Source organism: Mycobacterium sp. MOTT36Y (assembly GCF_000262165.1).
Taxonomy (GTDB): domain Bacteria; phylum Actinomycetota; class Actinomycetes; order Mycobacteriales; family Mycobacteriaceae; genus Mycobacterium; species Mycobacterium intracellulare.
The window spans coordinates 1,249,406-1,264,143 of record NC_017904.1 but is presented as its reverse complement, the minus strand read 5'-3'; the positions used below and the strand labels follow the sequence as shown (position 1 = coordinate 1,264,143).

Below are 14,738 nucleotides of genomic sequence, written 5' to 3'. Positions count from 1 at the left end.
GTGACGGCACTGCGAAATCCGACTCGCCCTCTCGCAGTGTGGTTACGCTCGCGACCGACCGATCGGCGCGGCCGGCCCTACGGGCGTTTACCCTCGGCCACCTCGTCGGGGTACTCGTCGTAGAACGGCACGTAGCCCTCGTCGCGTCCGGCCAGCACGTAGAGCGGGTCCTCGACGTCGGGACCGTAGGCCTGCTCGCGCAACTCCACCTTGCGGCTTTTGAAGGTCGTGGTCTGCTCGATCGACTCGACCACGCGCACGAACAGCGGCAGCGCGTAGCCGGGCAGCTGCTCGTAGACGGCGCGGGCCAACGACTGCCCGTCGAACTCGGCGCCGTCGCGCAGCTTGACCGCGGCCATCCCGGCGCGACCGCCGGTGCGCGGCACCTCGACCCCGAAGACCGTGCAGTCCTCGACGGAGTCATCGGATGCCAGTGCGGCCTCGACCTGGGTGGTGGCCACGTTTTCGCCCTTCCAGCGGAAGGTGTCGCCCAGCCGGTCGACGAACGCGGCGTGTCCCATGCCCTGCGGGCTCATCACGTCGCCCGTGTTGAACCAACAGTCGCCCTCACGAAAAGCGTTGCGCACCAACTTTTTTTCGCTGGACTCCGGATCGGTGTAGCCGTCGAACGGCTGCAGCCGGTTGACCGGGCTGAGCAACAGGCCCGGCTCCCCGGCCGGCACCCGGCGCACGCGCCCGTCGTCGCCGCGCAGCGGGGCACCGGTGTCGGGGTCGTACTCGACGTAGGCCAACGGCATCGGGAAGACACCGGTGGAGCGGGGCACGTTGAAGACGTTGATGAACGCGGCGTTGCCCTCGCTGGAGGCGTAGAACTCGCAGACGCGCGCGATGCCGAACCGTTTCGTGAACTCGTCCCAGATCTCCGGGCGCAGGCCGTTCCCGGCGATCACCCTGACCTTGTGCGCTCGGTCCGTCGGCTTGGCCGGTTGGTTGAGCAGATACCGGCACACCTCGCCGATGTAGATGAACGCCGTCGCGTCGTTGGCGATGACCTCGTCCCAGAACTTCGACGCCGAGAACGACTTGCCGAGCGCCAGCGTCGCTCCCGACGTGATCACCGACGACAACGCGACCGTCAGCGCGTTGTTGTGGTACAGCGGCAGGCAGCAGTAGAGGGTGTCCGAGCTCTTGAGCCGCAACCCGATGCCGCCGAACGCCGCGAGCGCCTTCAGCCAGCGCAGGTGCGTCATGACGCTGGCCTTGGGGAAACCGGTTGTGCCCGAGGTGAAGATGTAGAACGCGGTGTCCCGGGCGTGCACGGCCGACGCCGACGCCGGGTTGGTGGCCGGGGCGCTCGCCGCGAACCGTTCGAGGTCTTCGACGGTCAGCGTCTGGGTGCCGCCCGAGCCCCCGCAGTCCGCCACGGCGCTGACCAGATCGGTCTCGGCGATGAGCACCTTGGCCTCCAGCAGGCCGAGGCTGTGCGCGAGGACCTCGCCGCGCTGGTGGTAGTTGAGCATGCCGGCGACCGCACCGCACTTGACCGCGGCCAGCATGGCCAGCACGGCGTTGGGCGAGTTGCGCAGCATGATGGCGACGACGTCGCCGTGGCCGACGCCGCGGGCGGCCAGCACCGCGGCGTACCGGTTGGCGGCCGCGTTGGCGTCGCGGTAGGTCAGTTGCTGGTCGCCGAAGCGCAAGAAGATCCGGTCGCCGTAGCGGGCGGCCCGGTCGGCGAACACCGTGCCGATCGATTTCTTGGACCCCGGCTGGGCCGCCAGCCCGGTCAGCACGCCGCGCGCGATCACCGGCAGGTCGGCCAGCACGGCCGGCACCCGAGATGCGATGTCGGTCAGTTTGACCGCCGTGCGCGCTCCCCCGTCACGATCGGACACGTGATCCCCTCGATTCGTTTGGAAAAAGTCAAGCTCGGCGGAAAGCCTAGTAGGGGCTGGGACCGGCCGGCGGGCTCAGCCGGGCGCGCACGCGTCCAGCGCCGCGCCCACCTTGTCGACCAGCACCAATCGGTCCATCGCCACCTGGGAGACGTAACCGGTGTCGAGCAAGCCGCACAACCACGTCCACAGCCCCTCGTAGTGGCCGACGGGGTCCAGCAGCACGATGGGTTTGTCGTGGAGACCGAGGTAGGCCGTCGTCCAGGTGTCGAGCAACTCGTCGAGGGTGCCGATGCCGCCCGGCAGCGCGATGAACGCGTCGGCGCGGTCTTCCATGATCTGCTTGCGCTCGTGCAGGGTGTCGCTGACGATCAGCTCGTCGGCGTCCGCGTCGGCGATCTCGCGCCGCATCAAGACCTGGGGGATGACGCCGACGGTCCGGCCCCCGCGGGCCCGCGCCGCGCTCGCCACCGCGCCCATCGCCGAAACGCGGCCACCGCCCCACACCAGCGTCCAGCCGCGCTCCGCGATCGACTCGCCGAGTTCTGCAGCGACACCGAGCAATTCGGGATGCTGCGGACCGGACGCGCAGTACACACACACCGCCCACTCGCGGGCTGAATCGCGTTCCCCGGGCATATCCGCCAAAGGTAGACCAATTGCGATCACCGCTCATATGTGGGGCTTTCGCCGTGCCGGCGGGCCCGCGCGCCATAAAATCCGGCAGTGCCGATTCGATGGAACGTCCCCCAACATGCGACGGCCTCAGAGCGGCTGGATGCGGCGTTGGCCGCGGGGGGCCGGGGAGCGGCGGTGTTGGGGCCCGACGGCGTCGGCAAATCCACCTTGGCCCGCGTGGCCGCCGAGCACTTCGCCGGTCAACATCCCGACACGCTCGTCCGCTGGGTCACCGGCACCCCGACCGAACGCGCGGTGCCCTTCGGGGCCTTCAGCCACCTGGTGCAGATCGCCGACATCGGCAAGCCGGCCGCGCTGCTGCGGGCCGCGCGCGCCTCGCTGGGCGGCGACGACCTGCTGCTCGTCGTCGACGATGCCCACCACCTGGACGTGCTGTCGGCCACGCTCGTCTACCAGCTGGCGCGGGCCGGGGCGGTGCGGCTGATCGTCACCGCCCGCGCCGACGCCTCCCCCGATGCGATCGCCGCGCTGTGGAGCGACGGCCTGCTCGACCGGATCGATATCGAGCCGCCCGGCGGGACGACGCCGCCCGCGGAGGTGGACGCCTTCCTCGCCGAGCTGCCCGCGCCGGCCCGGTCGGTGCTGGAGTATCTCGCCGTGTGCGAGCCGCTGTCGCTCGCCGACCTGACCGTGCTGGCCGGCGACGGCGCGGTGGCCGAGGCGGTCAAGTGGGGCGCCGCCGAGACCCGGGTGCGGGGCGGGGCCTCCGAGGACCCCGTCGTCTACACGGCCCACCCGCTGTTCGCCGAGCGGACGCTGGCCGCGCTCGACCCCGACGACGCGCGACAACGACGCACCGAGCTGGTCACGTTGCTGTCGCAGCGTCCATCCGAGCATCTCAGCGACCGGCTGCGGGTGATGTCGTTGGCGCTGGACAGCGACGCGCGCCGACGGCCCGCCGACGTCGTCGCCGCCGCGCAGCAGTCGCTGAGGCTGGGTGACATGGCGCTGGGCGAGCGGCTGGCCCGCTCGGCGCTCGAGCGCTCCGGCGGGCTGGCGGCGCGGCTCGCGCTCGCGCACGCGCTGGGATGGCAGGGCCGCGGCCGCGAGGCCGATGCGCTGTTGGCCGACGTCGACTCCGCCGGATTGACCGAAGCCGCCCTGATGGAGTGGGCGTTGCTGCGGGCGGCGAACCAGTTCTGGATGCTGAGCGAGCCGGAGCGTGCGACGGCGTTCTTGCGGACCGTTCGCAATCGCGTCGCGGATGCCGGGCCGCGGACCACGCTGGACGCGCTGAGCGCGACCTTCGCGATGAACGCGGGCAACGTCGGGCACGCGGTCAAGGTCGCCGAGGAGGTGCTGGCCTCGGCGTCGGCCGACGACCAGGCGGTGGCCTGGGCCGGCAGCGCGGCCGCGTTGTGCGCGGCGCGGCGGGGCCGGTTCGGTGACGTCGAGCCGTTGGCGCAGCGCGCCCTGGGAGCCGAACATCCCGGGCTGCTGCGCTTCACCATCGGGCTGGGCCAGACGACCACGTTGTTGATGGCGGGCAGGCTCGACGAGGCCCGCCAATTGGCCCGGCAGTTCACCGATTTCGCCGAACTGCAGCAGCCGGGCCGCGCGATCGGCGAGGTGCTGCTGGCGCATGTGCTGCTTGCCGGCGGCGAATTCGCTTCCGCGGCAGATATTTTGATCCCGGCGACCGCCACCCTGGAACGCACCGGCTATTCGTGGGGGCCGCTGTCGCTGACGCTGCTGGCCACCGCGCTGTCCCAGCTCGGAGATACCGCCGCCGCGGCAAAAGCGTTGAGCAGGGCCGAATCCCGGCACGGAACCAAGTCGGCATTGTTCGCCCCCGAGCTCGGGGTGGCGCGCGCGTGGCGGCTGGCGTTGCTGCGCGACTCGCACGGCGCGGTGGCCGCCGCGCGCGAGGCCGCCCGCGCGGCCGAGCGCGGCGGTCAGCGCGCCGTGGCGGTGCGCGTCTGGCACGAGGCCGTGCGGTTGGGCGACAGCCGGGCCGGCGATCCGTTGGCCCGGCTCTGCGACGAGATCGATTGTGTCGTGGGCAGAATCGCGTTGGCCCACGCCCGCGCGCTCACTGCGGGCGATGCCGAGGCGTTGCGGGCGGTGTCGGACGAGCTGACCTCGATCGGGATGCACGCGGCCGCCGCCGACGCTGCCGCGCAGGCTCGACGCTGCGGCGGCTAGCCGGCCAGGTAGCGGCGCAGCATGTCCACCGCCGCGGTGATGTTGGCGACCGCCACGCGTTCGTCGCGCCGGTGCGCCAAATTCGGGTCGCCGGGGCCGAAGTTGACCGCCGGTATACCCAGCGCGGCGAACCGCGCGACGTCGGTCCAGCCGTACTTGGCCCGCACGTTGCCGCCCGCCGCCTCGACCAACGCCTTGGCGGCGGGCTGGGACAGCCCGGGCATCGCCCCGGCCGCGGCGTCGGTCTGTTCGATGTGCACGTCCAGTCCGGCGAGCACGTCGTGCACGTGTTGCAGCGCGTCGGGCGCCGACCGGTCCGGGGCAAAGCGGAAGTTGACCGTCACCGCGGCCGCATCGGGAATGACGTTGCCCGCCACCCCGCCGTCGATGCGCACGGCCGACAAGCCCTCGCGGTACGTGCAGCCGTCGATGTCCACGCTGCGCGCCTGGTATGCGGCCAGCCGTTCGAGCACGGCACCCAGTTTGTGAATGGCGTTGTCCCCCAACCAGGATCGCGCCGAGTGGGCGCGGGTCCCGGTGGCGCTGACGACCACGCGCAGGGTGCCCTGGCAACCGGCTTCGATGTAGCCGCCCGTCGGTTCGCCCAGGATGGCCACGTCCGCGGCCAGCCAGTCCGGCAGTTCGCGTTCGATGCGGCCCAAACCGTTTGCCGCCGCATCGATTTCCTCGCAGTCGTACATCACCAGCGTCAGATCGTGCACGGGTTCGGCGACGGTGGCGGCGAGATGGAGGAACACGGCGTCCCCGGATTTCATGTCGGCGGTGCCGCAGCCGTGCAGCTCGCCGCCCTCGTGACGGCTGGGCAGGTTTCCGGCCACCGGGACGGTGTCCAGGTGGCCGGCCAGCAGCACCCGCGACGGCCGCTGGTGTCGGGTTCGCGCCAACACGGCGTTGCCGTTGCGGACGATCTCGAAGCCGGAGGTCTGAGCGCGCAGCGCGGCCTCGACCTCGTCGGCCAGGCGCGCCTCGTTCCTCGATTCGCTGGGGATGTCGACCAGCGCCGCGGTCAGCGCGATCGGATCCCCGCGTAAGTCCAGCACGGTCTCAGGGTAGTGGCGATCGCAAGCGCGGCGGAGCCGGGCGCGGCGGGTCGCCACCATCTGACCCAGTGGCGATCGCAAGCGCGGCGGAGCCGGGCGCGGCGGGTCGCCACCATCTGACCCAGTGGCGATCGCAAGCGCGGCGGAGCCGGGCGTAGCGGCTACACGAGCAACCGCGTGGGCATCACCGTCGGCTTGACCCCGTAACGCGGGCCCATGCCGTAGCCGCCGCGCCCGGCCGAGGCCACCGCCGGCATGCCCGTCGCCCACGTCGTGTGCGGCTCTTCGACCGGCGCGGTCCACCCCGAACCCACGGCCGTCGCGGCGGCAGGCGCAGGCGTGGCCGCGGACCACGCGGCGGGCGTCGACAAGCCGCCGACCGGTGAGGCCGACGCCATGCTCGCCAGCACCGGCGCGGCGCCGACGCCCGCGGTGCTCGCCGGGGCCGCCGCGCCCACCAACATGCCGCCGCCGATTGCACCCCCCACATCGCTGGCCGTGCCGGTGGCCGCCGCCACGTCGAGGGTGTGGTTGTAAAGGATGTTGGACACCATGGTGTTGAACACGTTCCAGGCCACCACGTCGAAACCGGCGTTGCCGACGTTGTTCACCACCGGGTTGCCCAAGAAGCTGTCCAGCCCGCTCAGTGCCGACGGCGGGTCGGCCAGCGGGGCCGCCAGTGCCCGAACCGCGTTGGGCGCGTTGGTGACGGTCTGCTGGAGGCCGCTCGTCTGCGCGCCCGTGGCCGCGGCCTGGGAAACGGCCGCGGCCTGCGCCCCAAGTCCGCCCGGGTTGTTCGTCGGCGCCGGCGAGGTCAGGGGGCTCAACTTGGCCGCGGCCGCCGACGCCGCCGCGTAGCCATACATCGCGGCGGCATCCTGGGACCACATTTCGCCGTACTGCGCCTCGGTGGCCGCGATGGCCGCGGTGTTCTGACCCAAGACGTTCGTTGCGATCAGGGCCGCGAGTTGGGCCCTGTTCGCCGCGATCAGCGGGGGCGGGACCGTCATCGCAAATGCCGCCTCGTAGGCCGCGGCCGACGCCATGGCCTGGGAGGCCGCCTGTTGCAGCTGGGCGGCGGTGGTGTGCATCCACGTGATGTATGGCTCGACCGCGGTGGCCATTGCGGACGAGGAGGGCCCGATCCACTCCTCGCCGGTCAGGTTAGAGATCGCCGACTGGCTGGCCGAGGCCGTCGTACTCAATTCGTCGGCGAGGCTGCTGAAGGCCGCCGCGGCGGCCATCATCGGCGCCGCCCCCGCCCCGGTGTACATGCGGAGGGAGTTGATCTCGGGGGGAAGTGCTCCAAAGTCGAAAGACATTGCGTCGCTCCTATTCTCGGTTGTGGTTCGTGGGGTGCTAGATGGCTGGCTTGGGCATGACGGTCGGCTTGACCCCGTAGCGCGGCGCGCCGAGGCCATATCCGCCGCGTCCGCTCGTGGCCATCGACGGCAGGCCGCCCGGCACGGTCGTCACCGGCGCGGCGTGGGGCGCGGCGCTGGTAAAGCCCGCACCGACCAATTGCGTCGGGGTGGCGTTCACCGACGGGACACCGCCGGCCGCCCAACTGGGCGGCACCGACAACGCGCCGATCGCGGGCCCGCGGCCCATGCTCGCCAGCACCGGCGCGGCACCCACGGCGGCGGGGGCCGCCGGCGCGGGCGCTGACGCCGAGGTGAGCCCGGGAGTGAAGTTGGGAATCCCCGAGGCGCCGACGACGGGAGCGAATTGCCCCTCCCCCAGGGTGATGAAGTCCGACGCGGCGGCACCGACGTTCTGGCCCCACCCGATCCCGGTCCCGAGGGTGGTGCTCCCCGGGGGCGGGGGGTCGGCGGCCGCAGTCGGTCCGGCGGCAAACGGCGACAGCGACGAGGCGGCGGTCGTCACCCGATTCGCGGTTTCGGTCTCGCCATAGGAACCGGCGCTGGTGTCCAGGTTGTTGACCATCGTCTGGTGGATCGCCTTCGCCTGGGCGCTGACCTGCTGATACCAGGCGCCGTAGGCGGAAAACTGCGCGGCCTGCAGCGCGGACACTTCGTCGGCCGCCGCCGGGGCGATGCTCGTGGTGGGCGCCGCGGCGGCGGCGTTTTGGGCGTCCATCGAGGAGCCGAGCGCTTCGAGCATGCTCGCCGCGGCCATCAGCGCCTCGGGCCGTGTGGTGACAAAGGACATGGTGTTCTCCTTCTCTAAACGAGCCGGCCCCTTGCGGACCCGCGCCGGTGGCTCCCCACCAGGCTCAGGACGTGACCAGCCGATCCCCGGGACCGAGGTACCCCGAAACGGCCGAGTTCACGCGGTTGACCTGGCAAGACGGTGGGCCTCGACACGCACAGCGCAGCGGCCGCGCGGCCAGGGCCTCCGAATCACGTTGCGCGGGCCAGCGTTTCACAGGCGGCGGTGCACTCCGTGTATTTCGCGGCGTCCGGTTCCGCGTTGCCGTGCAGGGTGGACGGACCTACGCAACCACCCAGGAAGTAACCTGACCGCCGTGACTGGAGCTGCAGGTATCGGGCTGGCAACGCTGGCCGCCGACGGATCGATCCTCGACACATGGTTTCCCGCACCGGAACTGACCGGATCGGGCACGGGTGCCACGTCGCGACTCGCGCTGTCCGACGTTCCCCCCGAACTGACCGCATTGATCGGCCGGGACGACGACCGCGGCACCGAGACCGTCGCCGTGCGCACGGTGATCGGCTCGCTCGACGAGGCGGCCGCCGACGCCTACGACGCCTACCTGCGGCTGCATCTGCTGTCGCACCGGCTGGTGGCGCCGCACGGGCTGAACGCCGGCGGCTTGTTCGGGGTATTGACGAATGTGGTCTGGACTAATCGCGGGCCCTGCGCCGTCGAGGGGTTCGAGGCCGTGCGGGCCCGCTTGCGCCGCCACGGACCGGTGACGGTCTACGGCGTCGACAAGTTCCCGCGGATGGTCGACTACGTGTTGCCGACCGGGGTGCGCATCGCCGACGCCGACCGGGTGCGCCTCGGCGCCCACCTGGCCCCGGGGACGACGGTGATGCACGAAGGCTTCGTCAACTACAACGCCGGCACGCTGGGAGCGTCGATGGTGGAGGGCCGCATCTCGGCCGGCGTGGTGGTGGGCGACGGCTCCGATGTCGGCGGTGGGGCCTCGATCATGGGCACGCTGTCCGGCGGTGGCACCGAGGTCATTTCGATCGGCAAGCGGTGCCTGCTCGGCGCCAACGCCGGCCTGGGCATCTCACTGGGCGACGACTGCGTCGTGGAAGCCGGCCTCTATGTCACGGCGGGCACCAAGGTCATCACACCCGAGGGCAAACAGATGAAGGCGCGGGAGTTCTCCGGCGGCAATAACCTGTTGTTCCGGCGCAATTCGCTGAGCGGGGCCGTGGAGGTGGTGGCCCGCGGCGGCCAGGGCATCGCCCTCAACGAGGACCTGCACGCCAACTAACCGACGCCGAGCGCCGTGCCGTTGGTTTCGGGCAGCAGGTAGGTGCACGCCAGGCTGACCGCTGTGAGGGCGGCCAGCATGAATCCGATCGCCCAGCTGCCGTATGTCGCCTGCAGGGTCCCGGCGATCAGCGGCGGCGACGCGCTACCGACGATGCCGGCGAGGTTTTGCGCCAGCGCCGTTCCGCTGTAGCGGTAGCGGGTGGCGAACAGTTCGGGGATGAACGCCGCCGTCGGGCCGGAGCCGATCGCCGCGGCCGTGCACATGCCGACGATCGCCACCGCGTACCCCAGGGGTTTGCCGGTGTTCAGCAGCGGCATCACCAGAAACGACCACAGCAGACAACAGCTCCACCCCACCAGCATGATGCGACGGCGCCCGAGCCGGTCGCACAGAGTGGCCGAGAGCGCCATGAACGCCATGCTCGCGACCCCGCACAGCGCGCCGACGAACCAGATGAAGTTGCGCGAATACCCCAGGTGGGAGTGCGCGTACATGGCCAGATAGGTGTGGGCCATGTAGATGAACCCCAACGCGCCGAGGATGCTGCCCGCGGCCAGCGCGATCTCACGGCGCTGCAAGCGCAGCAGCTCCGCGAGCGGGGTTTTGGGGATCAGCTGCCGCGCCTTTTCCTCCGCGAACACCGGGGTCTCCTCGATGTTCAGGCGCACATACAGCGCGAGCCCGACCAACACCGCGCTGAGCAAAAACGGCACCCGCCATCCCCACTGCAGGAACGCCGCACTGCCCTCGCCGATGGTGAGGTTGACCGCGAGAAAGGTCGCACTGCTCAGCACGGCCGCGATGCCGCCGCCCATCAAGGTGAACACGCCGTATCGGCCGCGCCGGTCGGCCGGGGCGTATTCGGCACTCAGCAACGCCGACCCCGCCCATTCGCCGCCTACGGCGAATCCTTGCAGCAGCCGAAGCGCGACCAAGATCAGCGGCGCGGCGGCACCGATCACCCCGGAGCTGGGGACCAGGCCCACGCACACCGTTGACACGCCCATGATCAGCAGCGTGGCGACCAGGGTCTTCTTGCGCCCCAGCCGATCCCCGAAGTATCCGAACACCGCCGCACCGAGGGGCCGGGACAAAAAAGCCGTCGCGAACGTCCCCATCGAGGCGATCGTGGCGCCGGAGGGGCTGAGGTGCGGGAAGAACACCATCGGGAACACCAGTGCCGCGGCGGTCCCGTAGATCATGAAGTCGTAGAACTCGATCGCCGAGCCCACGAGGCAGGCGATGGCGATCCGCCGCATCGGCGTGGGCGCCGTTACGACGGTCGCGGCGGCGCCGGCGGGGGGTACGTTCCGTCCTTGCACCGTTACGACGGTACCTGCCGCCGCTCGGACCGCGGGCGTAACGGGACTGCGAAGAATCGCGCTGAAATTCGCGGTGTGGGTAGGCTCGCGCGCAAGGCGCTCAGCCGTCGGACAGCAGCTCCTTTTTGAGGACCTTGCCCATGGCGTTGCGGGGCAGTGCGTCGACGACGCGCACCTCGCGTGGCCGCTTGTGTACCGAAAGTTGTTGCGCGACATAGTCGATCAGTTCGTCGCCGTTGGCGGATCCGACGATGTAGGCGATGATGCGCTGACCCAGGTCCGCGTCGGGCATCCCGACCACCGCGGCCTCCTGCACGCCCGGATGGCCGAGCAACACCGTCTCGATCTCGCCCGCACCGATGCGGTAGCCGCCGGACTTGATCAGGTCGACCGACTCGCGTCCCACGATGCGGTGCATCCCCCCGCCGTCGATGACGGCGACGTCACCGGTGCGATACCAGCCGTCGGCGTCGAACGCCTCGGCGGTGGCGTCCGGCCGGTTCAGGTAGCCGTCGAACATCATCGGACCGCGAACGTGGAGCTTTCCCACGGTTTCGCCGTCGTGCGGCACCGCGCCGCCGTCGTCGTCGAGCACCCGCGTCTGCACCCCGGCCAGCGGCAGGCCGACCCACCCCGGGCGCCGCTCGCCGTCGGCCCGCGTCGAAATGGTGATCAGCGATTCCGAGGCGCCGTAGCGTTCGACGGGCTGGTGTCCGGTGCGGGCGGCCAACCGGTCGAACACCGGAACCGGCAGCGGTGCGCTTCCGGAGACCAGCAGCCGCGCCGGGCCCAGCGCCCGGGCGGCCGCCTCGTCGGCCCCGACCCGCGACCACACGGTGGGCACGCCGAAAAACAGCGTGCCGCCGAAGTCGGTGCGGGCCGCGGCGTAGCCCTCCGGCGTCGGTTTCCCGGTGTGGATGAAGCGATTCCCGATCCGCAACGAGCCGAGCAGTCCCAGCACCAGGCCGTGCACGTGAAAGAGCGGCAAACCGTGCACCAGGATGTCGTCGGCCGTCCATTGCCAGGCTTGCGCCAGCGCGTCGAGGTCGGCAGCGATCGCGCGCCGGCTCAGCACCACCCCTTTGGGCAACCCGGTGGTGCCCGAGGTGTAGATGATCATCGCGGTGGCGTCCGGCGAGGGCTCGGGATAGCGGTGCCAGGAGCGGGCGTGCAGCCGCACCGGGATGTGCGGCAGTCCCCCGGTCTCGTCGGGCGCCGCCCCGAGCCAGGCTTGGGCTCCCGAGTCCGTGAGCATGTGGCGGCGTTCGGCGGCGCCGACGTCGGCGGGCACCGGGACGAAGGGCACACCCGCGATCAGGCAGCCGGTGACGGCCAGCACCGTCGCGGCGGTCGGGGCGGCCAGGATGGCGACGCGGCCCGCGCCGCCCACCCGTTCGGCCACCGACGTCGCGGCTCCGGCGAGGTCGCTGCGGCTGAGCACGGTGCCGTCGATGCGCACCGCGTCGGCGACATCGGTGGCGGTCAGGACCGAGGGATCAAGGGACGCCAGCAGCACGTCAGCAGGCTACCCGGCGCCGGACGAGGTCAGCCCCGCTCGTCCCAGATCTTCATCAGGGTGGACAGGATCTCCTCGCCGCGCCCCAGCCCGCCGAGGTGGCTTTCGCCCGGGAGCACGATCAGCTCGCAGTCGGGCAGCCTGGCCACGACGTGCTGGCCGTGGGCGAACGGCACGATGTGGTCGCTGTCGCCGTGCCACCAGCGCACCGGGACCTTGACCTCGTCGAGCCGAAATCCCCAGTCCCCGGTGAACAGGATGATGTCGTTGAAGGGGGCCGCCAGCTGCTTGCGGCTGCCGTTGAGCAGGTCGTCGAGGAACATGGCCCCGAACTCGGGCCGGGTCAGCAGGCGCCGGTCGCCCTCGGGCGATATCGCGGCATACAAATACAGCGCGGGGTTCGCGACCGGGCGGATCGCCCGGACCACCAGGCTCGCACCGATCCTCAGCGGGTCACCGCCCAGCCGCAGCAGGGGCGCCACCCGCTTGCCCAAGTTCATCAGGCCGCTGGTGATCCCCTCGTCGCCGAGGAAGGGCGCGACGCCGCCGAGGATGCCGGCGGCGACGACGCGCTCGGACAGCACCGCGCCCGAGGCGAGCGCGTACGGGCCGCCGCCGGACAGGCCGATGACGGCCATCTTGTCGATGCCGAGCGTGTCCGCGATGGTCCGCAGGTCCTCGGCGAACGCGCGGATGTTCTCGTACCGATGTGGTGTCGACGAGCCGATCCCGGGGCGGTCCAGGCCGATCAGCCGGATCTTGTGGTTCTCGGCGTACAGGCGGGCCTCGGTGGGGATCTGGCGGCGCGCGCCGGGAGTGCCGTGCAGCCAGAAGACCGCGCGGCCCTGCGGATCACCGAATTCGGCGAAGCCGATCTGGCGGTCTTCGCCGACGGCGACGTTTCCTTCGAGTTTGGGGCGGGCGATCTCGATGGCCATGTCAGCAGCTTGGCATGGGACGCACGGTTTACCAAAGGTGGACCGGGCCGGTGCCCGACGGGCTCAGCGCTAAGGCGCCAGGTCGGCGTCGGATTCCCCTCTGGCGCAGGGCATTTCGTGGAGCGGAGCCCGTCACGCGGGGACGCCGATGGCCATCGGCTCCATGTACTGGTGTAGCCCGCCGATTCCGCCGCCCTCGCGGCCCAGCCCGCTGAGTTTGAAGCCGCCGAATGGCGCGCCGCCCGGGCCGCAGCCGTTGACCGCGATCTGTCCGGTACGGATGCGGCGTGCGACGCCGACGGCGCGGTCGACGTCGCCGCCCCATACCGCCCCGGAGAGGCCGTATTGCGAATTGTTCGCGATGGCGACGGCGTCGTCGTCGTCGCGGTAGCGCAGCACCGTCAACACCGGACCGAACACTTCCTCTTGCGCGATGGTCGAATTCGGCTCGACGTCGGACAGAATCGTCGGTTCGAAGTAGAACCCGACGTCCAAGCCGGCCGGACGGCCGCCGCCGGTCACCAGCTTCGCCCCGTCGTCGAGAGCACCGGCGACGTGGGCCTCGACCCGGTCCCGCTGCGCCGCGCTGATCAGGGGGCCCATCTGCACGTCGGGATCGGCGGGATCGCCCACCTTGACCTCACGCGCCAGCGCGGCGAGCCGGTCGACGACGTCGTCGTGCAGCGAATCGGGCAGCAGCAGCCGGCTGTGCAGGATGCAGGCCTGCCCGGCGTGCAGCGAGCAGCAGTCGAACAGCATCTGCTGCAGCATCTCGTCGGTGACCTGCGCGTCGTCCAGGACGATGCTCGCGGACTTGCCGCCGAGCTCGAGCAGGATCCGCTTCATCGTGTCGCCGGCGGCGGACATGACCTGGCGGCCGACCACCGAGCTGCCGGTGAAGCTCACCATGTCGATCCGCGGATCGCTGGTCAGCAACCTGGCCGCCTCGACCCCGGAGGGGGTGACGACGTTGACCACGCCCGGCGGGATGTCGGTGTGTTCGTCGATGATCCGCGCGAGCGCCAGCCCGGCCAGCGGGGTCAGCGGCGAGGGCTTGAGCACGACGGTATTGCCTGCGGCCAGAGCATGATTCAGCTTCATCACGTTGAGGCAGTGCGGGAAGTTCCACGGGGTCAGCACCGACACGACACCCAGGGGTTCATGGCGCAGCAACGTGGTGCCGGCGCCCATCCCGGTGACCTCTTCGTCCTTCAACTGGGTGGCCAGCTGGGCGGCGTGCATCGACATGAAGCCGGCGCCGTCGATCTGCATGATGCGTTCGTTGGCAACGCAGCCCCACTCCACCTGGGACAGCGCGAAGAAGTCGTCGGCCTGTTTGCTCAGCGCCTCGCCCAACTGGTTGAGGCACCCGGCGCGCTCCTCGGCGCTCACGGTGCGCCAGGGTCCGCTGTCGAACGCGCGGCGCGCGGCGGCGATCGCCTCACCGACCTGGGCGACGCTGGCGTCGGGCGCGGTGGCGATCACGTCCTCAGTCGACGGAGAGATGTCGTCATAGCGGCCGTCCTGCGGCTCGACCCAGTCGCCATCGATGTAGAGCGGATAGGACTGAACAAGGGCGGGCGAATCGGCCATGTGCTTCCTCCGGTCATCTGATCACTTGGTGTACCCGTCCCAGCGGCCGCCGTCAATCGTCACTTGCACGAATTCCGGAGCTCCTCGTGCACTTTGCTGTTGTATTGACAGCATGCGACGGCGCAGAGTACACACATCTCGCGAGACAGATCGCATCAATCTGTCGGATCAA

The 14,738-nt window shown here is 70.7% G+C and carries 11 protein-coding genes; 2 read left to right on the top strand and 9 right to left on the bottom strand.

The window, feature by feature from the left end:
* Window positions 1-77 precede the first annotated feature (77 nt).
* Both fadD6 and W7S_RS06145 read right to left on the bottom strand, forming a co-directional pair.
* Complete coding sequence (gene fadD6, locus W7S_RS06150) at window positions 78-1,856, bottom strand: long-chain-acyl-CoA synthetase FadD6 (RefSeq protein ID WP_008254603.1); 1,779 nt, start codon at window positions 1,854-1,856, stop codon at window positions 78-80.
* Between the two features lie 75 nt (window positions 1,857-1,931).
* Window positions 1,932-2,495 carry a TIGR00730 family Rossman fold protein gene (locus W7S_RS06145; protein WP_008254600.1) on the bottom strand — a complete coding sequence of 188 codons (564 nt, stop codon included), beginning with the start codon at window positions 2,493-2,495 and terminating at the stop codon, window positions 1,932-1,934.
* Window positions 2,496-2,582: 87 nt separating this feature from the next.
* On the opposite strand from W7S_RS06145, the gene W7S_RS06140 reads away from it, so the two are divergent.
* The gene (locus W7S_RS06140) at window positions 2,583-4,700 is read left to right on the top strand and encodes an ATPase AAA (RefSeq protein ID WP_041297786.1); all 2,118 of its coding nucleotides are present in this window, start codon (window positions 2,583-2,585) and stop codon (window positions 4,698-4,700) included.
* On the opposite strand, the gene dapE is transcribed toward W7S_RS06140, so the two are convergent.
* The 3 genes from dapE to W7S_RS06125 all read right to left on the bottom strand — a co-directional run bounded on the left by dapE (window position 4,697) and on the right by W7S_RS06125 (window position 7,933).
* Window positions 4,697-5,761 carry a succinyl-diaminopimelate desuccinylase gene (dapE, locus tag W7S_RS06135; RefSeq protein ID WP_008254596.1) on the bottom strand — a complete coding sequence of 355 codons (1,065 nt, stop codon included), beginning with the start codon at window positions 5,759-5,761 and terminating at the stop codon, window positions 4,697-4,699. The two genes, W7S_RS06140 and dapE, sit on opposite strands and share 4 nt — an antisense overlap.
* Before the next feature lie 161 nt (window positions 5,762-5,922).
* On the bottom strand, window positions 5,923-7,083 hold the full coding sequence (locus W7S_RS06130; RefSeq protein ID WP_008254594.1) for a PPE family protein: 1,161 nt from the start codon (window positions 7,081-7,083) through the stop codon (window positions 5,923-5,925).
* A 37-nt stretch (window positions 7,084-7,120) separates the two neighbouring features.
* Window positions 7,121-7,933 (bottom strand): PE domain-containing protein, encoded by an 813-nt coding sequence (locus W7S_RS06125; protein ID WP_008254590.1) that lies wholly within the window; start codon window positions 7,931-7,933, stop codon window positions 7,121-7,123.
* Between the two features lie 307 nt (window positions 7,934-8,240).
* Here W7S_RS06125 and dapD point away from each other — a divergent pair, with 307 nt between their 5' ends.
* Complete coding sequence (dapD, locus tag W7S_RS06120) at window positions 8,241-9,194, top strand: 2,3,4,5-tetrahydropyridine-2,6-dicarboxylate N-succinyltransferase (protein ID WP_085976480.1); 954 nt, start codon at window positions 8,241-8,243, stop codon at window positions 9,192-9,194.
* On the opposite strand, the gene W7S_RS06115 is transcribed toward dapD, so the two are convergent.
* The 4 genes from W7S_RS06115 to W7S_RS06100 form a co-directional block, all read right to left on the bottom strand.
* A complete protein-coding gene (locus W7S_RS06115) occupies window positions 9,191-10,456 on the bottom strand; it encodes an MFS transporter (RefSeq protein WP_008254586.1) in 1,266 nt (421 codons plus the stop codon). The genes dapD and W7S_RS06115 overlap by 4 nt on opposite strands.
* Window positions 10,457-10,619: 163 nt before the next feature.
* Entirely contained in the window at window positions 10,620-12,035 is a 1,416-nt protein-coding gene (locus tag W7S_RS06110; RefSeq protein WP_008254584.1) for an acyl-CoA synthetase, read from the bottom strand.
* Window positions 12,036-12,064: 29 nt separating this feature from the next.
* Entirely contained in the window at window positions 12,065-12,973 is a 909-nt protein-coding gene (locus tag W7S_RS06105; RefSeq protein WP_008254583.1) for an alpha/beta fold hydrolase, read from the bottom strand.
* 132 nt (window positions 12,974-13,105) lie between these two features.
* Window positions 13,106-14,566, bottom strand: a complete 1,461-nt coding sequence (locus W7S_RS06100; protein WP_008254580.1) for an aldehyde dehydrogenase family protein — start codon at window positions 14,564-14,566, stop codon at window positions 13,106-13,108.
* Window positions 14,567-14,738: the final 172 nt, after the last annotated feature.